This is a genomic window from Oerskovia merdavium (assembly GCF_014836755.1).
GTDB lineage: Bacteria > Actinomycetota > Actinomycetes > Actinomycetales > Cellulomonadaceae > Oerskovia > Oerskovia merdavium.
On sequence record NZ_JACSQF010000006.1, the window covers coordinates 149370 to 167585 of the forward strand.

General features: G+C 73.4%; 20 protein-coding genes. 4 read left to right on the top strand and 16 right to left on the bottom strand.

Annotated features, from left to right (window positions below; all coding sequences use genetic code 11):
• Positions 1-3: 3 nt before the first annotated feature.
• From carA to H9641_RS07785, 10 genes are all read right to left on the bottom strand, one after another.
• Positions 4-1263, bottom strand: coding sequence for a glutamine-hydrolyzing carbamoyl-phosphate synthase small subunit (gene carA, locus H9641_RS07740; RefSeq protein WP_191802513.1), 1260 nt, complete (start codon positions 1261-1263; stop codon positions 4-6).
• Complete coding sequence (locus H9641_RS07745) at positions 1260-1823, bottom strand: PH-like domain-containing protein (protein WP_191802515.1); 564 nt, start codon at positions 1821-1823, stop codon at positions 1260-1262. The genes carA and H9641_RS07745 overlap by 4 nt, the downstream gene beginning before the upstream one ends.
• Positions 1820-3166, bottom strand: coding sequence for a dihydroorotase (locus H9641_RS07750; RefSeq protein ID WP_191802517.1), 1347 nt, complete (start codon positions 3164-3166; stop codon positions 1820-1822). Before H9641_RS07750 ends, H9641_RS07745 begins: the two co-directional genes overlap by 4 nt.
• Positions 3163-4176 carry an aspartate carbamoyltransferase catalytic subunit gene (locus tag H9641_RS07755; protein WP_191802519.1) on the bottom strand — a complete coding sequence of 338 codons (1014 nt, stop codon included), beginning with the start codon at positions 4174-4176 and terminating at the stop codon, positions 3163-3165. Before H9641_RS07755 ends, H9641_RS07750 begins: the two co-directional genes overlap by 4 nt.
• Positions 4173-4838 carry a bifunctional pyr operon transcriptional regulator/uracil phosphoribosyltransferase PyrR gene (gene pyrR / locus H9641_RS07760; protein ID WP_191802521.1) on the bottom strand — a complete coding sequence of 222 codons (666 nt, stop codon included), beginning with the start codon at positions 4836-4838 and terminating at the stop codon, positions 4173-4175. The genes H9641_RS07755 and pyrR overlap by 4 nt, the downstream gene beginning before the upstream one ends.
• A gap of 245 nt (positions 4839-5083) precedes the next feature.
• Complete coding sequence (nusB, locus tag H9641_RS07765) at positions 5084-5500, bottom strand: transcription antitermination factor NusB (RefSeq protein WP_056652009.1); 417 nt, start codon at positions 5498-5500, stop codon at positions 5084-5086.
• A gap of 1 nt (position 5501) precedes the next feature.
• Entirely contained in the window at positions 5502-6065 is a 564-nt protein-coding gene (efp, locus tag H9641_RS07770; protein ID WP_056652011.1) for an elongation factor P, read from the bottom strand.
• Positions 6066-6261: 196 nt separating this feature from the next.
• On the bottom strand, positions 6262-6867 hold the full coding sequence (locus H9641_RS07775) for a hypothetical protein (RefSeq protein WP_318244448.1): 606 nt from the start codon (positions 6865-6867) through the stop codon (positions 6262-6264).
• Positions 6864-7478: a hypothetical protein gene (locus H9641_RS07780; protein WP_191802523.1), complete on the bottom strand. Its 615-nt coding sequence runs from the start codon at positions 7476-7478 to the stop codon at positions 6864-6866. Before H9641_RS07780 ends, H9641_RS07775 begins: the two co-directional genes overlap by 4 nt.
• Positions 7479-7566: 88 nt before the next feature.
• A complete protein-coding gene (locus H9641_RS07785) occupies positions 7567-8013 on the bottom strand; it encodes a type II 3-dehydroquinate dehydratase (protein WP_056652020.1) in 447 nt (148 codons plus the stop codon).
• A gap of 102 nt (positions 8014-8115) precedes the next feature.
• On the opposite strand from H9641_RS07785, the gene H9641_RS07790 reads away from it, so the two are divergent.
• The 3 genes from H9641_RS07790 (at position 8116) to H9641_RS07800 (ending at position 11676) form a co-directional block, all read left to right on the top strand.
• On the top strand, positions 8116-9582 hold the full coding sequence (locus H9641_RS07790; RefSeq protein ID WP_318244449.1) for an MFS transporter: 1467 nt from the start codon (positions 8116-8118) through the stop codon (positions 9580-9582).
• Between the two features lie 64 nt (positions 9583-9646).
• The gene (locus tag H9641_RS07795; protein WP_318244450.1) at positions 9647-10855 is read left to right on the top strand and encodes an alpha/beta hydrolase; all 1209 of its coding nucleotides are present in this window, start codon (positions 9647-9649) and stop codon (positions 10853-10855) included.
• The gene (locus tag H9641_RS07800) at positions 10852-11676 is read left to right on the top strand and encodes a glycerophosphodiester phosphodiesterase (protein ID WP_191802525.1); all 825 of its coding nucleotides are present in this window, start codon (positions 10852-10854) and stop codon (positions 11674-11676) included. The genes H9641_RS07795 and H9641_RS07800 overlap by 4 nt, the downstream gene beginning before the upstream one ends.
• A gap of 121 nt (positions 11677-11797) precedes the next feature.
• Here the strand turns inward: H9641_RS07800 and aroB are convergent, their stop codons facing one another.
• Genes aroB through aroC form a run of 3 tightly spaced genes read right to left on the bottom strand, consistent with a single transcriptional unit; the run spans position 11798 to position 14773 of the window.
• A complete protein-coding gene (gene aroB, locus H9641_RS07805) occupies positions 11798-12964 on the bottom strand; it encodes a 3-dehydroquinate synthase (RefSeq protein WP_191802628.1) in 1167 nt (388 codons plus the stop codon).
• A gap of 17 nt (positions 12965-12981) precedes the next feature.
• Entirely contained in the window at positions 12982-13554 is a 573-nt protein-coding gene (locus H9641_RS07810; RefSeq protein WP_191802527.1) for a shikimate kinase, read from the bottom strand.
• Position 13555: 1 nt separating this feature from the next.
• Positions 13556-14773 (bottom strand): chorismate synthase, encoded by a 1218-nt coding sequence (gene aroC / locus H9641_RS07815; RefSeq protein WP_191802529.1) that lies wholly within the window; start codon positions 14771-14773, stop codon positions 13556-13558.
• 141 nt (positions 14774-14914) lie between these two features.
• Between aroC and H9641_RS07820 the strand changes: the two genes are divergently transcribed.
• Positions 14915-15613 (top strand): prepilin peptidase, encoded by a 699-nt coding sequence (locus H9641_RS07820; RefSeq protein ID WP_318244451.1) that lies wholly within the window; start codon positions 14915-14917, stop codon positions 15611-15613.
• Between the two features lies 1 nt (position 15614).
• On the opposite strand, the gene H9641_RS07825 is transcribed toward H9641_RS07820, so the two are convergent.
• Genes H9641_RS07825 through ruvX form a run of 3 tightly spaced genes read right to left on the bottom strand, consistent with a single transcriptional unit; the run spans position 15615 to position 18191 of the window.
• A complete protein-coding gene (locus tag H9641_RS07825) occupies positions 15615-16517 on the bottom strand; it encodes a shikimate dehydrogenase (protein WP_191802531.1) in 903 nt (300 codons plus the stop codon).
• The gene (mltG, locus tag H9641_RS07830) at positions 16514-17656 is read right to left on the bottom strand and encodes an endolytic transglycosylase MltG (protein WP_318244452.1); all 1143 of its coding nucleotides are present in this window, start codon (positions 17654-17656) and stop codon (positions 16514-16516) included. The genes H9641_RS07825 and mltG overlap by 4 nt, the downstream gene beginning before the upstream one ends.
• Positions 17657-17711: 55 nt before the next feature.
• Positions 17712-18191: a Holliday junction resolvase RuvX gene (gene ruvX, locus H9641_RS07835; protein WP_191802634.1), complete on the bottom strand. Its 480-nt coding sequence runs from the start codon at positions 18189-18191 to the stop codon at positions 17712-17714.
• Between the last annotated feature and the right edge of the window lie 25 nt (positions 18192-18216).

The window sequence follows — 18216 nt, forward strand, 5'->3', positions numbered from 1 at the left end:
GGCTCAGATCTCACTTTCGGAGGACGGGGTGACCGGGGCGGCGTTCGTCGCGGAGCCGGAGGCCCCTGCGGAGTCGCGCATCAGGTCGAGGAAGCGGTCGAAGAGGTAGGCGGCGTCGTGCGGGCCCGCGGCGGCCTCGGGGTGGTACTGCACCGAGAAGGCCGGGCGGTCGAGGCACGCGAGCCCCTCGACGACCTGGTCGTTGAGACCGATGTGCGAGACGACGACGCGGCCGTAGCGCCCGCCGTCGTGCGGGGCGACCGACTCCCCGTCGCGCGGGGCGTCGACGGCGAAGCCGTGGTTGTGCGCCGTGACCTCGACCTTGCCCGTGGTGCGGTCGAGCACGGGCTGGTTGATGCCGCGGTGGCCGTAGCCCAGCTTGTAGGTGCCGTAGCCGAGCGCGCGGCCCAGGATCTGGTTGCCGAAGCAGATGCCGAAGTACGGGATGCCGCGGTCGAGGACCGCGCGCAGCAGCTCGACCTCGGTCGTCGCCGCGCCCGGGTCGCCCGGGCCGTTCGAGAAGAACACGCCGTCGGGCGCGAGCGCGACGATCTGGTCGATCGTGGTCGTGCTCGGCACGACGTGCACCCGCACGCCGCGCTCGGCGAGGCGCTGGGGAGTCATGGCCTTGATGCCCAGGTCGACCGCGACGACCGTCGCGACCGGCTCCTGACCGGCGTGCTCGCCCGAGGGCTCGACGACGTACGCCTCGGGCGTGCTGACCTCGCGGGCCAGGTCTGCGCCCGTCATGGCCGGGGCCGAGCGGACGAGCTCGACGAGCTCCTCCGTGGGACGCGGGTGGCCGCCGCGACGCAGGTCCTCGCCCGAGAAGATGCCCGCACGCATGGTGCCGAGCTCGCGCAGGTGGCGCGTGAGCGCACGCGTGTCGATCGAGCTGATGCCCACGACGCCCTGCGCCGCGAGGTCCTCGTCGAGCGAGCGCGTCGCGCGCCAGTTCGAGGCACGGCGCGCGGGGTCGCGCACCACGTAGCCGCTGACCCAGATGCGGGTCGACTCGGCGTCCTCGTCGTTGACTCCCGTGTTCCCGATGTGGGGGGCCGTCATGACGACGATCTGGCGGTGGTAGGACGGGTCGGTCAGCGTCTCCTGGTAGCCGGTCATGCCGGTGTTGAAGACGATCTCGCCGAACGTCGTGCCGCGGGCCCCGTAGGCCAGGCCCGTCAGGGTCGTGCCGTCCTCGAGGACCAGGACCGCGGTCCGGTCGTCGGCCTGGGCGTCCGTGCTGGGGGTCGAGATGCTCACTGCTGCGGCTCCTTCGAGTCGTCGTTCGGTGCGCTGTCGGCGGCGGGAAGAAGCTCGCGGACTGCGTTCAGGAGGGTGGCACGGTCGGCGGTCTGCTGGGTCCGCAGTCCAGTATCCAAGCGGGTGGCGGGCGCGCCGCCGGCGGCCGGGACGGTCCAGGTCAGCACGACCAGGCCGTCCTTGCCGACGTACTTGCCCGCCATCCCGGGGGCCAGCGAGACGGCTTCGAGGGCGCTCGCGGCCAGGAAGAGGTCGGGGGCGCCCTGGCGTGCGACCAGGACCCCGGTGCGGTGCACCCTCACGGTCGCGTTCGACCGGAAGCCGAGGCGGTGCGCCCCGACGCGGGCGAGCCAGTCCCCCGCGAGCGTGCTGGACACGTAGACCGCGGTCACGGGGCCGGCCAGGACCTCGCCCAGGTCGCCCTCGGGGACGGCCGGCGGGGCGGGGACGGTCTGGGCCGTGCGGGTCGTCAGTCGCTTGAGGCCCACGAAGACGACCGTGAGCAGCACGAGGCCGATGACGACCCAGATGCCGACCGCGACGGGAAGGGGGAGGTTCACGCGCGCACCTCCGCGACCTGCTCGACGGGAGCGCCGGCCAGGACCGTCGCACGCCCGCGCAGGAAGGTCGCGACGACCCGTCCCGGCAGCTCGTATCCCTGGAAGGGCGTGTTGGTGCTCGCGGTGGCCTGCGCCGAGCCGTCGACCACGCGCCGGGCGGCCGGGTCGACCAGGACCACGTTGGCGGGCTCGCCGACCTCGAGAGGGCGACCCTGCGCCGTCGGGCCCTCGTCGATGCGGCCGATGCGCGCGGGCGCGGACGACAGGACGCGCGCCACGTCAGCCCAGGACATGCGGCCCGAGTCGACCATGGTCTCCTGCACGACGCTCAGGGCTGTCTCGAGGCCCGTCATGCCGAACGCCGCCGCGGCCCACTCGCAGTCCTTGTCCTCACGCGTGTGCGGGGCGTGGTCGGTCGCGACGATGTCGATCGTCCCGTCGGCCAGGCCCTGGCGCACGGCCTCGACGTCCGCGGCGGTCCGCAGCGGCGGGTTGACCTTGAACGTCGGGTCGTAGTCGCGCGCGAGCTCGTCCGTGAGGATGAGGTGGTGCGGGGTGACCTCGGCCGTCACGTCGATGCCGCGGCCCTTGGCCCAGCGGATGATCTCGACCGAGCCCGCCGTGGACAGGTGGCACACGTGCAGGCGCGAGCCCACGTGCTCGGCCAGCAGCACGTCGCGGGCGATGATCGCCTCCTCGGCGACCGCGGGCCAGCCCGCGAGACCGAGCTCGGCCGACACGACGCCCTCGTTCATCTGGGCGCCCTCCGTGAGGCGCGGCTCCTGCGCGTGCTGGGCCACGACGCCGTCGAACGCCTTGACGTACTCCAGGGCGCGGCGCATGAGGATGGGGTCCCAGACGCACTTGCCGTCGTCCGAGAAGACCCGCACGCGGGCGGCCGAGTCGGCCATGGCGCCGATCTCGGCGAGGTGGTGGCCCTCGAGGCCCACGCTGACCGCGCCGACCGGGTGAACGTCGACCCAGCCCGCGTCGCGCCCGATGCGCCACACCTGCTCGACGACGCCCGCGGTGTCCGCGACCGGGGTCGTGTTGGCCATGGCGTGCACGGCCGTGAAGCCGCCCACCGCCGCGGCGCGCGTGCCCGAGACGATGGTCTCAGCGTCCTCGCGGCCCGGCTCGCGCAGGTGCGTGTGCAGGTCGACGAGGCCGGGCAGGGCGACCAGGCCGGTCCCGTCGACGACGGTCTCGCCGTCCGCGACGGGGCTGTTCGCCGCGCGGACCTCGGTGATGACGCCGCCGGCCAGGACCAGGTCGACCGGGTCGGCGCCGAGGGGCGCCACGCCCTGCAGGACGTAGGTGGGGTTCGTGGTCTGCTCGCTCATTCGAGTCCAGCCCTTTCCGTGGAAGCGTCGCCCGCGAGGAGCAGGTAGAGGACGGCCATGCGCACCGCGACCCCGTTGGCGACCTGCTCGACGATCACCGCGCGCGGTGAGTCGGCTGCCTCCGCCGAGATCTCCAGGCCGCGGTTCATGGGGCCGGGGTGCATGACGATGGTGTGATCGGGCAGGAGCGCCAGGCGGCGCCCGTCGAGCCCGAAGTTGCGCGTGTACTCGAGCGGGTTGGGGAAGAACGCTCCCCCGCCCGCTCCCGAGCCGCTCATGCGCTCGCGCTGGACACGGAGCATCATCACGGCGTCCGGGGCGGTCTCCGCGAGCACCTCGTCGAGGTGGTAGGAGACGTCGCACGGCCAGGTCTCGACGCCCACGGGCACGAGCGTGGGCGGGGACACCAGGGTGACCTTCGCGCCGAGCGTGTGCAGCAGGTGGACGTTGGAACGGGCCACGCGCGAGTGCAGCACGTCGCCGACGATCGCGATCCGCAGACCTGCGAGGTCCTGGCCGGTCGGGTCGCCGGTGATCGAGGCGCCCGCGGCGCCGCGCCCCACCAGGTGGCGGCGCATGGTGAACGCGTCGAGCAGCGCCTGCGTGGGGTGCTGGTGCATCCCGTCGCCCGCGTTGACGACCGCCGAGTCGACCCAGCCCGCGTGCGCGAGCGTGTGCGGGGCGCCCGAGGCCTGGTGGCGGATCACGACCGCGTCGGCACCCATGGCCTGCAGGGTCAGGGCCGTGTCCTTGAGCGACTCGCCCTTGGAGACGCTCGACCCCTTGGCCGAGAAGTTGATGACGTCGGCCGACAGGCGCTTGGCCGCGGTCTCGAACGAGATCCGGGTGCGCGTGGAGTCCTCGAAGAACAGGTTGACGACCGTGCGGCCGCGCAGCGTCGGGAGCTTCTTGATCTCGCGCGACTGCGTCGCGGCCATCTGGGCGGCCGTGTCGAGGATGCGGATCGCGTCGGCGCGCGAGAGGTCCGCGGTGGACAGCAGGTGCTTCATCGGGTGCCCTCGCTGGACGTGGTGGGCCGCTGGCTGATGAGGACCGCGTCGGTCGTGGGCGCGCTCGTGGCGGCGTCCTCACCGACGGGCCCGTCGGTCTCGACGAGGCGCACGCTCACCCGCTCGGAGAGCGACGTGGGCAGGTTCTTGCCCACGTAGTCGGGGCGGATCGGCAGCTCGCGGTGCCCGCGGTCGACCAGCGCCGCGAGCTGGACGGCGCGGGGCCGCCCGATGTCGCTGATCGCGTCGAGCGCCGCACGGATGGTGCGACCGGAGAACAGCACGTCGTCGACGAGCACGACGACCTTGCCGTCGATCCCCGACGCGGGCAGGTGGGTGGCGCCGATGGTGCGCACCGGGTGCTTGTGGAGGTCGTCGCGGTACATGGTCACGTCGAGCTCGCCCACGATGCTCGCGATGTCGAGGCCCGGCTCGATCGTCGCGAGGCGCTCGGCGAGACGCACGGCCAGGGGGACGCCCCGGGTGGGGATGCCCAGGAGGACCACGTCGTGCGCGCCCTTGTTGCGCTCGACGATCTCGTGGGCGATGCGGGTCAGCGCCCGCGCGATCTCGGTCTCACCGAGAACGGTGGTCACACCGGCCGAGGGATCCTCGGGGGTGACGGGTGGAACGGAAGATGGTACGGCAGGCCCAGAACTCATTCTGGTGACCCCCTTCCCCGCCTCACTGGACGGGCCTTAAAGGAAATCTGACCCTTTCACCCTACCGCCCGACCGGGGCGCGCCCCGGCGCTTCTCACGGGGTGGGCAGGCGTCGTTCGTCACAGTGCGACCGCATCGTCGGCGCAGCCCGGACACGCAGACGCCGGCCCCGCCACGAGGGCGGGACCGGCGTCCGGGGGCACGTCGTGCCACCGAGGTGGCGTGAGGCGGCCGCTCGACCTGGCTCAGGCCAGGATCGTCGGCTTCATCTCCTCGATGCGGGCCAGCAGGCCGTTGACGAAGCTCGGCGAGTCGTCCGTCGAGAGCTCACGGGCGAGGTCGACGGCCTCGTCGATCGCGACGGCGTCGGGGACGTCGTCGTTGTAGAGGATCTCCCAGCTGCCGATGCGCAGGAGCGCACGGTCGACCGCGGGCATGCGCTCGAGGGTCCAACCGTGCGAGTAGGTCTCGAGCAGCTCGTCGATCCGCTCGCGGTGCGCCAGGACTCCCTCGACGAGGTCCACGGTGTACTGCGGCAGGGGCGTCTGGCTGCCCGAGTCGACGATCCGGTCGGCGAGGAGGGTCTGCGGGTCCAGCTGGCGCTGCTCGGCCTCGAAGAGGACGTCGAGCGCGCGCTTGCGTGCCTTGGTTCGTGCACCCACGTCAGTCGTTCACGCGCCCCAGGTAGGAGCCGTCGCGGGTGTCGACCTTGACCTTGGTGCCCTGCTCGAGGAACAGCGGGACCTGGATCTGCGCGCCGGTCTCGAGCGTCGCGGGCTTGGTGCCGCCCGTGGAGCGGTCGCCCTGCAGGCCCGGCTCGGTGTAGGTGATCTCGAGGACGACCGACGGGGGCAGCTCGACGTAGAGCGGCACACCCTCGTTGGTCGCGACGAGCGCGCTCTGGCTCTCGAGCATGTAGTCCGCGGCGTCGCCGACGGTCGCGGCAGGGACCGTGATCTGGTCGTACGTGGACGTGTCCATGAAGACGAAGTCCTCGCCGTCCTTGTACAGGTACTGCATGTCGCGCTTGTCGACGTTCGCGGTCTCGATCTTGAGGCCGGCGTTGAAGGTCTTGTCGACGGTCTTGCCGGACAGGACGTTCTTCATCTTGGTGCGAACGAAGGCGCCACCCTTGCCGGGCTTGACGTGCTGGAACTCGATGATCGTCCACAGCTGGCCGTCGAGCTTGAGCACGGTGCCGTTCTTGATGTCGTTGGTCGTCGCCACGTTCGGTCTTCCTGTCGCGTTGTCATGGGGCTGCCGTCGGGGTGTCTCGCGGTGGGAGCCACGTGCGATCCACTGATGCGCACACGTTCGGGTGCGCGCCCTGGCGGTAGCGGGCCTCTCCTGGCGGGCTCCCCGCGCCGACAGCAGCGTTCGAGCGCTGCGACGTTCCCGGGGGCCGCGAAAGGCCCGGTCCAGTCTACCGGAGGAGGCCAAGGATCGCTGCGCCGAGGATTCCGGTCGCTCCGGCCCAGATCATCGAGGCCAGGGTGCCGATCATGAAGCGCTCGGCCGCGACCGGGTGGTCGCGCAGCTCGGGGTAGCGTCCCAGGCCCTTGATCGCGACCACGAACGCGACCCCCGCGGGGTACCCGGCGAGCAGGCAGCCCGTGATCGCGAGGCGCTCGAGGATCCCGATCCAGGTGCCGCCGCGCAGGGTCTGGACGGCTTCCTCGCCGAGGGGCCCACCGGGGTCCGACGGCGCCGCTGCGGCTGCCGGATCCGGTGCGGCGGGCACAGGAGGCGGAGCCGGCGGCGACGGCACGGGCGGCCCGGCGGGCATGCCGGCGGCCGGCGGGGGTACGGGAGCGCTCGTCGCCGCGGGGGTTCCTGCGGCCGGAGCGACGTGGCCGGGCGGCGGGGGCACGGGCCCCGGGTCCCGGGCGGGAGGCGTCTCCCCCTCGATCTCGGAGCGGCGCGCTGCGGCCCGCAGCACCCACGGCGTGACGAGCATGCCGCCCAGCACGCTGAGCACGAGGGTCGCGACCACGACCCCCGCCACGGCCATCCCTGATGCGAAGCTCACGCGTCTGCCTCCTGCAGGAGTCTCGTGACGACCGGCCGGACGGCCGCTTCCTCGGACCACAGGCTCGCACGCAGGCGTTGACTCACGGCCTGCTCGCTGATCCCGAGGTCCCGGGCCGCATCCTTCTGGGTGCCACCCACACGCGCGAGCGCGTCGACAGCCTCCCACCCCGCAGGGGTGCGGCGCGCGCCGACCGCGAGCAGGAGCCGCAGGAGCGCCTCGACCTCCCCGGCCGCCGCGGGATCTGGCCCTTCGACCGCCAACGGGACGGGGTTGCCACGGGTCTTGGCCCGCTCGACCGCGGCGCGGGCGTGCACGAACGCCGACCCGGAGGCCTCACGGGAGACCCGGGGCAGACGCCCGTCGGGCCCGGGAAGCACCTGACCGATGCCGAGACCCGTGCTCCAGCCCCCCCACCTGCCCAGGGCGAGCGCGACCTCCACGACGAGCGCGGCGTCGTCGAGCACTGCCTGGACCTCGTCGCCGACCGTCCGGTCGAACGCGATGACGACCCCCGTGCGCTCCTCGTAGGGCGCGAGGCGGTCGAGCAGCTCCGGCACGAGGTCTCCCCGGCGGGTGCTGGCTCTCTGGTCCACGGTCAGGACGAACATCCCTCCACGGTAGACCCTTGATCCACTCATCTCAAGGCCTGATGCTTGATTCCGTCAGATCAAGCCCCGTTGCTTGAGCGGGAGAGATCTAGGCCGCGAGGCGCGACACGATCGCCAGGACCGCCAGCCGGTACGAGTCGAACCCGAACCCGGCCACGGTGCCAGTCGCGACCCCGCCGATGACCGAGTTGTGCCGGAACTCCTCGCGCGCTGCCGGGTTGCTCAGGTGCACCTCGACGAGCAGCAGGCCCGCCTTGGTCACCTGCGCCGCCGCGTCCCGCAGCGCGTACGAGTAGTGCGTGAACGCCGCAGGGTTGAGCACCACGTGCGCCCCGTCGTCGACCGCGCCGTGCAGCCAGCCGACCAGCTCGGACTCGTCGTCCGTCTGACGCACCTGGACCTCGAGGTCGTTCTCCGCGCCCCAGCGCTCCCCCGCCGCGACCAGGTCGGCATAGGACGCCGCCCCGTAGACGTCGGGCTCGCGGACGCCCAGGCGACCGAGGTTGGGACCGTTGAGGATGAGGACACGAGTCATGCGCAGAGCCTAGCGGGGCGGGCGGCTTCCCCGGGGCGGCAGTCCAGGCGGCCCGCGCCCTGCGTTCACCCTCGCGCCCGCCGGACGGTCTACGATGCGCGCGTGCCAGATCACCAGAACGTGACCCCCACCACACCCGGCCACGGGCCCGGCAGCGGCCTCGCCCCCGCCCCGGACGCTGCCTCCCGCGCCGTCGGCAGACGCCAGGTCCTCGCCTGGTCGCTGTGGGACTGGGGCTCGGCCGCGTTCAACGCCGTCGTCACGACGTTCGTCTTCACGCGCTGGATCACGAGCGACGCGTTCGTCGAGGCGGGTGCCGCCGACCCCGACGCCGTCATGGCCGACCACACGGCCTGGCTCGGATGGGGCCTGACGATCGCCGGCGCGCTCATCGCGCTGCTCGCCCCCGCGCTCGGGGCGCTCGCGGACGCCTCGGGCCGGCGCAAGGTCTGGCTCGGCGTCAACACCGCCGCGACCGTCGCGGCCATGGTCGCCATGTTCTTCGTGCAGCCGACCCCCGGTTCGTTGTCCGACGCCGTGATCCTGGGCATCGTGCTGCTCTCGGCGGGCAACGTCTTCTTCGAGCTGGCCTCGGTCGCGTACAACGCCCTGCTGCTCGACATCTCCACACCGCGCACGATCGGGCGCATCAGCGGCATCGGCTGGGGCGCCGGGTACGTCGGCGGGATCGTGCTGCTGCTCGTGCTGTTCGTGGGCTTCATCAACCCCGAGGTCGGCTGGTTCGGCATCACGGGCGAGGGAGGCATGGACATCCGCGTGAGCGTCCTGCTCTCGGCCGTGTGGTTCGCGGCGTTCGCGATCCCCGTGCTCCTGGCCGTCCCGGAGACGCCGCGCCCGGGTGGTGCCGCACCCATCGGTGTCGTGGGCGCGTACCGCAAGCTCGGGCGCGACCTGGTCCACCTGTGGCGCACGCGTCGTTCGACGCTCGGGTACCTCGTCGCGAGCGCGGTCTACCGCGACGGCCTCGCGGGCGTCTTCACGTTCGGCGCCGTGATCGCCTCGGGCACGTTCGGGTTCAGCGCGAGCGAGGTCATCGTGTTCGCGATCGCCGCGAACGTCGTCGCGGGGCTCTCGACGATCGCGGCCGGCTGGCTCGACGACAAGATCGGCCCGCGTCGCGTGATCCTGGGCTCGCTCGTGGGTCTCGTGATCTCCGGCACGGCCGTCTTCGTCCAGCACGACGGCGGCGCGAACGTCTTCTGGGTCTGGGGCCTGCTGCTGTGCGCGTTCGTCGGCCCGGCCCAGTCCGCGAGCCGTGCCCTGCTGGGCCGCATCAGCGACGAGGGCCGGGAGGCCGAGGCGTTCGGTCTGTACGCGACCACGGGCCGCGCCGCGAGCTTCCTCGCCCCGATGGCGTTCGCGACCATGGTCGCCGTGTCCGGCCAGCAGTTCTGGGGCATCCTGGGGATCGTGGCCGTGATCCTCGTCGGGCTCGTGCTCATGCTGTTCGTGCGCTTCCCGGCCGGCGACGGCGTCGACGGCGGCAAGGACCTCGTGACGGCGTCCGCGGGCGCCCCGGGCTCGTCGAGCGCCGAGGACCGGCGATGACGACGAGCCACCGACGACGAGAGACCAGGGATGACGAAGGGCCAGCGATGACGGAGGACGAGCCGTGACAGAGCCCCTCGCGACGACGGACGAGCAGGACCGTCGCGGGAATGCCGGGGCGGTCGTCCGGCTCGCCTGGCGACCCGACCACCTGCTGGCCGGGTTCGAGGCCGCGACCCTCGCCACGGGCGGCCCGCCGCCCGGCTCGCGCGCAGGGCTGCTGTCGCTCGTCCCGGCGCTCTCCGCCCGGGCCGCGAGCGCCCTGGGGGGCGCCGAACGTTCGACGGTGCGCGACGCCGACGCCGACGCGGACCCGGATCCGTTGGTCGCTCCCGAGCCCGGCCCCCCGCCGGTCGCGACGCTCGTGCGCCGCGTGCCCGTCGGGGCGGGGGCCGCCGGTGGCCTGCGGGGCGTCTTCCTGCACGTGCACGGCTACAACGACTACTTCTTCCAGGACCACCTGGCCCGCGCGGTCGAGGACGCGGGCTACGCGTTCTTCGCCGTGGACCTGCGGGCCGCGGGGCGTTCGCTGCGGCCGGGGCAGGTGCCGCACTTCGTCGAGGACCTGCGGGAGCCCGCCACGGACCTGTCGGTCGCGGTCGCCGCGGTCCGCGGGCTGCACCCCGGTCTGCCCGTGGCGGTCCACGCGCACTCGACGGGTGGGCTGGTGGCGCCCCTGTGGGCGCACGCGCACCGTCGGCAGCGTCTGGTCGACGCGCTCGTGCTGGACTCGCCGTTCCTCGACCTCAACTCGAGCTGGCTGAACCGGACGATCGCGACCAGGGTGCTCGACGCCGTCGGGCCGTGGTCTCCCCTCGCGGTGCTCAGCGCCGCCCCCTCGGCGTACGCGACGCACCTGCTCGCGGCGAACGGGGGCCGGTGGGAGTTCGACCCGACGCTCAAGCGGCCCGACGGCGTGCCCGTGCGTGCCGGTTGGCTGCGAGCCGTGCGCCAGGGGCAGGCGAGGTTCGCCCGCGGGCTCGACGTCGCGTGCCCCGTGCTCGTGGCCCACTCGGCGACCTCGGGACCTGACGACCTGGCGAACCCTCTGCTCGACGAGCAGGACACGGTCCTGGACGTCGAGCAGATCGCGCGCCTGGCCCCGCGAGCGGGTCCCGACGTGACGATCCGTTCGATCGAGGGCGGGGTGCACGACCTGACGCTGTCCGCGGACGGCCCGCGCGAGGCCTACCTGTCGTCGATGCTGACCTGGCTCGACGACCGGCTGGGTCACCTGGGTCGCAGCGGGCGCCGCCCGGGCCCGTCCCGATGAGCCGCACCGACCTGCGCGGCGGTCGCCCCGGGGCCTGGCGTCACCCCTACCTCGACTCGCCCACGGGGTTCGTCGCGCTCGCGCACCGTGGGTTCTCGCTCGACGGGCTCGAGAACTCGCTCGCGGCGTTCGCCGCGGCCCGCGAGCTGGGGTTCGGGTACGTCGAGACCGACGCGCACGCGACGTCCGACGGCGTCGCGGTCGCGCTGCACGACGCGGCCCTGGACCGCACGACCGACGGCACGGGGACGGTCGCGGACCTGCCCTGGGCCCGGGTGCGCGGCGCGCGGATCGGGGGCGTCGAGCCGGTCCCCCTGCTGGAGGACGTCCTGGGGACGTGGCCGGACCTGCGGGTCAACGTCGACGTCAAGGCGGACTCAGCCGTCGGGCCGGTGGCGGCGGCGATCGAGCGCACGCGGGCGCACGAGCGCGTGTGCGTCGCCTCGTTCTCCCCGGCCCGCAGGCGACGGACGGTCGAGCGCCTGACCCGGCCCGTGGCGACCTCGACGGGCACGAGCGAGGTCGCGACGTTCCTGCTCGCGGCCCGGGCCGGGGCCCCGCGGGCACCGTTCGGGTCGCTCGCGTCCTGGGCGCTGCGCGGCGCCGACTGCCTGCAGGTCCCCGAGCGCCAGGGGCCGCTGACGGTCGTGGACGCCCGGACGGTCGCGGCCGCGCACGCCGCGGGTCGCCAGGTGCACGTGTGGACGATCAACGACCCCCTGGAGATGGGGCGGCTGGTCGACCTGGGGGTCGACGGGATCGTGACGGACCGCGCGGACCTGCTGCGCGAGGTCCTCCTCGCGCGGGGGCGGTGGGCCTGAGGCCCGTCCTCGAGCTCGCCCTGAGCGAGCCGCGTCCGGGACGGCGCACGGCCCGCCCCCACCGGTGGGGACGGGCCGTGGGCGCGTCGCGGCGGCCCTCACGGGGCCCGACGGCGTCGCGTCAGAGGGCGATCGGCCCACCGCGGGGCGCGTCGATCGCGATCTCGGCGTACGCGGCGGCGAGGAGCGCCGGGTCGGGACCCTCGAGGCGCGAGGGCTTGCCGATCCCGTCGAGGACCACGAAGCGCAGCAGGTCGCCGCGGGACTTCTTGTCGCGGCGCATGGCCGACAGGAGCTGCTCCCAGCGGTCCCCGCGGTACGTCAGGGGCAGGCCCAGGTTGCCGAGGATCTCGCGGTGGCGGTCCACGGTCGCGTCGTCGAGGCGCCCCGCGAGGCGCGAGAGCTCGGCCGCGAAGACCATGCCGACCGACACGGCCGCCCCGTGGCGCCAGGCGTAGCGCTCGGTGAGCTCGACCGCGTGGCCCAGGGTGTGGCCGTAGTTGAGGATCTCGCGCAGGCCCGCCTCCTTGAGGTCCTCCCCCACGACGCGCGCCTTGACCGCGACCGAGCGTTCGATGAGCTCGACGACGACGGCCCACGTCGAGGCGGGCACCGTGGCGCCGCCCCAGCTCTTGAGCTCGTCGATGTTCTCCTCGACGAGCTCGAGGATCCGCGGGTCGGCGATGAAACCGGTCTTCACGATCTCGGCGAGCCCCGCGACGAAGTCGAACTTGGGCAGCGACTCGAGCGAGGCGACGTCGCACAGCACGCCCGCGGGCGGGTGGAACGCGCCCACGAGGTTCTTGCCCTCGGCCGTGTTGATGCCCGTCTTGCCGCCCACGGCCGCATCCACCATGGCCAGCAGCGTCGTGGGGACGTGCACGACCTTGATCCCGCGCAGCCAGGTCGCCGCGACGAAGCCCGCGAGGTCCGTCGTGGCTCCACCGCCGACCGAGACGATCGCGTCGCTGCGCGTGAAGTCCGCCTGTCCCAGGACCTGCCACAGGAACGCGGCGACCTGAGCGGTCTTGGCCTCCTCGGCGTCGGGGACCTCGGCGATGTACGCCTCGTAGCCGACCGCGAGCAGGTCCTCGCGGACCGTGTCCGCCGAGGTCGCGAGCGCGGCCGGGTGGATCACGAGCACGCGGCGGACGTCCGGGCCGAGCATCGAGGGCAGCTCGCCCAGCAGGTGCCGGCCGATGAGGACGTCGTAGGGCTGGTCGCCCTCGACCCGGACGCGGGCGGGCGTGGCCGGCCGGCCCTGCTCGTCCTCCGGTGCTGCGCTCACGGTCTCCTGCTGGTCGGTCACTGCTCGCTCCTCGTGGTGTCGGCGGGTGCCGCGGAGGGCGCCTCGCCGAGTGCTGTCTCGATCTCGTGGGCCACCTGGCCCGGGGTGCGGGCGTCGGTGAGGACCCGCAGCGTGGCGAGCCGTTCGTAGACGGGGCGCCGCCCGTCCATGAGCGCCTGCCACTTGGCGCGCGGGTTGCCGAGCAGCAGCGGACGCGCCTGGTTGAACCCGACGCGCGGCCCGGCGTGCGCCAGGGAGACGTCGAGGAACACCACGACCCCTCCGGCCGCCGCGTACGCCTCGAGCGCCGCCTGGGTGTACTCATCGAGGACCGCGCCGCCACCGAGGGCGAGCACGCCGTCGTGGACCGCGAGGGCCTGTGTCACGGCCTCGCGCTCGAGCGCACGGAAGCGCGGTTCGCCGTCCTCGAGGAAGACGTCCGCGACGGACTTGCCCGCGACGACCTCCACGTCGGTGTCGGTGTCGCGCGCCGCGAGGCCCAGGCGCTCGGCCAGCACCCCCGCGACGGTCGACTTGCCGCAGCCGGGAGGGCCGATCAGGACGACCCGGGGGCCGGTGCTCGACGTCATCTCAGCGCAACAGCTCGGGCACGGAGGACAGGTAGCCCTCGACGTTGCGGCGGACCTCGACGACCGAGTCGCCGCCGAACTTCTCCAGGACGGCCTCCGCGAGGACGAGCGCGACCATGGCCTCGGCCACGACGGCCGCGGGCGGCACCGCGCACACGTCCGAGCGCTGGTGCTGGGCCTTGGCGGGCTCGCCCGTCGCGACGTCGACCGTCGCCAGGGCACGGGGGACGGTCGAGATGGGCTTCATGGCCGCGCGCACGCGCAGGACCTCGCCGTTGGACATGCCCCCCTCGACACCGCCCGCACGGTTGCTCAGGCGGTGCAGGTGGCCGTCCTCGCCGCGCACGATCTCGTCGTGGGCCTGCGACCCGCGGCGGCGCGCGGTGCGGAACCCGTCGCCGACCTCGACGCCCTTGATGGCCTGGATGCCCATGACCACGGCCGCGAGGCGTGCGTCGAGCCGACGGTCCGACTGCACGTAGGTGCCGAGCCCCGACGGGACGCCGTAGGCCAGGACCTCGACCACACCGCCCAGGGTGTCGCCGTCCTTGTGGCACTCGTCGATCTCCGCGACCATCGCCGCCGAGCTCGCGGGGTCGAAGCAGCGCACCGGGTCGGCGTCGAGACGCTCGACGTCGTCGGGCAGCGGGAGGGCCGCGTCCTCGGGGACGTCGACCGTGCCGATGCCCACGACGTGCGAGACCAGGCGGATCCCCACGGCCTGCTCGAGGAACTTGGCAGCGGCCACGCCGAGCGCGACGCGGGTCGCGGTCTCGCGGGCCGAGGCCCGCTCCAGGACCGGTCGGGCGTCGTCGAACGCGTACTTGCGCATGCCGACCAGGTCGGCGTGCCCGGGGCGCGGGCGCGTGAGCGGGCGGTTGCGCGCGATCTCGCGGACGTCGCCCGTCCCGGCGTCGACCTGCAGCGCCTCCGCGGGCACGGGGTCCGCGCTCATGACGTCGACCCACTTGGGCCACTCGGTGTTGCCGATCTCGATCGCGAGCGGACCACCCTGCGTGAGGCCCAGGCGCAGCCCGGCGAGGATGCGGACCTCGTCCTGCTCGAACTTCATGCGCGCGCCGCGCCCGTAGCCCAGACGGCGGCGCGCGAGCGCGTCCTGCACGTCCTTCGTCACGAGCTCGACCCCTGCGGGCAGCCCTTCCAGGATGCCGACCAGCGCCGGACCGTGCGACTCACCCGATGTCAACCAACGAAGCATGAGCAGAATCCTCCCACGCCGCGCGCGCCCGCCCCGAACCCGCCCGCAGTGCGGACCGGTGGACGGTCGTCCGGCCATCGGTCGGCCGGGCCCTGTGGACGACGCCCGTGGGGCTCCTCGGCGCTGCGCTAGGTTCGCCGGGTGACGAACGCAGGGGGCGGGAGTCCGGCCGTCGCGCCGGGACAGGACAGAGCGAGCACGGTGATGCACGGCGACCACGAGGCACCGAGGCCTCGGGCCGCGCTGTGGCGACGAGCCGTCGAGGAGGTCGGCGCGCACCGTGCCGCGATCTGGGCCGTGGGCGTCCCCGTGACGATCCTGACGCTCGCGGGGGCCGTGCACGTCGGGCACCCGCCGGCGTCGCTGCCCGCGACGGGCTTCCTCGCGGCCGTGGGCTCGGCGCTCGCGGTGATCGACGTGCGCACGCACCGCCTGCCGAACGCCCTGGTCCTGCCGTCGTACCCGGTGCTGGCGCTCCTGCTGGGAGGGGCGAGCCTCCTCGGGCCCGACGACGGTTCACCGGTCCGCGCACTGGCCGGCGGCCTGGTCCTCTACGGTGCCTACTTCTTCCTGGCCCTCGCCCCGTCGGGGCTCGGGTTCGGGGACGTCAAGCTCGCAGGGCTGCTCGGCGCCTACCTCGCGTGGTTCGGCTGGTCCGAGCTCATGGTCGGCGCGAGCGCGGCCTTCCTCCTGGGCGGCCTGGCGGCCGTCGTCCTGCTCGCCACGCGGCGCGCAGGACGACGGACACTGATCCCGTTCGGCCCGTTCATGCTGGCCGGCGCCGCGCTCGGGGCGCTCTGGGGAGCAGGAGCCGTGGGCCCGGCCTTGCTGACGGGGTGAGTCAGGCCCCGGCGACGCTCGGCGCGAGCGCCTCCTCGAGGGCTGCTGCCATCGCGGCCAGCGGCGCGACCTGCCCCGTCATCAGGCGTACCTGCTCGGCAGCCTGGTGCAGGAGCATGCGCTCGCCGCCCACGACCAGGCCCTCCCGGTCCGGTGCCCCGGCCGCCCAGGCCCGGGAGAGGGCCGTCGGGCGGGGGTCGTAGACCACGTCGAGCAGGACGCCGCGCGGGGCGGCGCCCCCTGCCGCGGCGTGCGCGGTGAGCGCCTCCGCGACCGGGTCCGCCGCCCGCGAGGGCAGGGTCGACACGACCACGTCGACGTCGCGCACGCGCGCGCTCGCCGGGTCCATGATCTCGAAGCGCGGGGTCACGCCCATCCGGTGCGCAGCGCGCTGGAGGCCGCCCGTGCGCCCGAGCGAACGCACCAGGACCGTCGGTGACGTGCAGCCGAGCTCGGCGAGCGCCGCCAGGGTCGACGCGGCCGTGGCCCCGGCCCCCAGCACGACCGCCGACGTGACGGGCCGCTCCCCCGGGCCGCTGCCCAGCCCCTCGTGCAGGGCCGCGACCAGGCCGTGGACGTCCGTGTTGGCCCCGACCAGGGTCCGTCCGGAGCCCGTGGGCTGGAACAGGACCGTGTTGACGGCCCCCACGACCTCGGCGAGCGGCTCGACGTGGTCGAGCAGCTCGAAGACGACCTGCTTGAGCGGCATGGTCAGGCTCAGGCCCGCCCACGCCTCGTCGAGACCGCCCACGAAGCCGGGCAGCTGCTCCTCGGTCACGTCGATCGCGGTGTACTCCCACCCGTCCAGCCCCAGCGCGCGGTACGCCGCCGAGTGCAGGACGGGTGAGAGCGAGTGGGCCACGGGGTGGCCCAGGACGGCGGCGCGGTGCGTCGCCTCTGTCACGGGTTCTCCGCCTGCCACGCGCGCAGCTCGGCGCGGTACTTCTCGTGCTCGGCGTTCGTGGACGAGAACTTGGTCTCGCCCGTGTCGAGGTTCACCGCGATCCAGAAGAGCCAGTCACCCTCGGCCGGGTGGAGCACAGCCTCGATCGAGGCCTTCCCCGGCGAGGCGATGGGGCCCGGCGGCAGCCCCTTGTGCTGATAAGTGTTGTACACGTTGGAGGCATCAGCCATGTCGGCGTTCGTGATCGTCGTACCAGGCCGACCCAACCCGAAGGCGACCGCCGCATCGATCTGAAGGACCATGTCTCGTTCGAGCCTGTTCTCGATCGCCCGTGCCATCTTGGGGCGGTCTGCGTCGGCCTTGGCCTCGCGCTCGACCAGGGACGCCTTGACGATGACCGTCTGCCGGTCTGCGGGCGCTACCCCCAGCGAGTCGAGGTTGCTCACGGTCGCCGCGACCATGTTGGCCACGATGGTCGCGGGCGTGTCGTCGGGCTCGAGCAGGTAGGTCGCCGGGAAGAACCAGCCCTCGAAGTTGCCGCCGGCCTCGGCCGGGAGGCCCACGGCGGCGGGGTCGGCCATGGCGGCCTCGAACTCCTCGACCGGCTTCCCGGTCACGGAGACGGCCCGGTCGATGACCTGCGCCTCGGTGAACCCCTCGGGGATCGTCAGCTTCGTCTCGTTCTTGCTCTCCTTGGAGAGCAGCAGCGCGACCGCGGCGGAGCCCTTCATCTGGGTGAGCATGGTGAAGTTGCCCGGCTGGATCTTGCTCGCCTCGGGGTTGGCCTTGTAGGCGTCGGTGAACGCCTTGACCGACTTCACGACCCCGGCGTCCACGAGCGTCTGCCCCATGGCCGCTCCCGTCGAGCCCGGCTCGATCGTGACGTCGACCGGGTCGACCCCCTGGCCTTCGTAGTCCGAGGCGGCGAACGGGTTCTCGAAGCCCAGCAGGTTCGACGCGTTCGAGACCAGGTAGTACCCGGCCCCTCCGACGAGCAGCAACGCCACCACCACGATGAGGGTGCGACGACGCCGACGCTGGGCGCGCTTCTTCGCAGCCCTGCGGTCCCTGCCACCCGAGCGGGTCGCCCGGGTCGGTTGCTCGTGCTGCACCGGCGGGCGTTCGAATAGGTCGGTCACGGGAGGTTGCCTCCTGACGAGTGCGTGCGCGGCGGTCTTTGCCACGTCACGACGATCAACGTTCTACGTACTCTCCAGCGCGCGCCCCCGCGCTCCGCTCACGGTCCAGAGCGGTCTGGAGGATGATAACCGCCGCCGCCTGGTCCACGACAGAGCGCTGCTTGCGCCCGGCACGGCCAGAGGCCCTCAACGCCTGGTGGGCGCTGACGGTCGTCATCCGTTCGTCGACGAGGTGCACCGGGACGGGTGCGATGGCACGGGCCACCAGTCCAGCGTACGCACGTGCCCCCTGGGTGGCGGCACCTTCTGCCCCGGAAAGATGACGTGGAAGCCCGATGTACACCACACGTGCACCTCGTTCCTCCACTTCCGCCGCGATCCGGGCGACGTCGCTCGGCAGGGGGGAGGCGGCGTCGTCGGGCGCGGGAACCGCAGTCTTGAGGTCACGCGCCAGCGTCTCGACGGGGGTCGCGATCAGACCGTCGGGGTCGCTCGCGGCGAGCCCGACCCGGACGCTGCCCACGTCGACGCCCAGGCGGGGGGGGGGGGGGGGGGGGGGG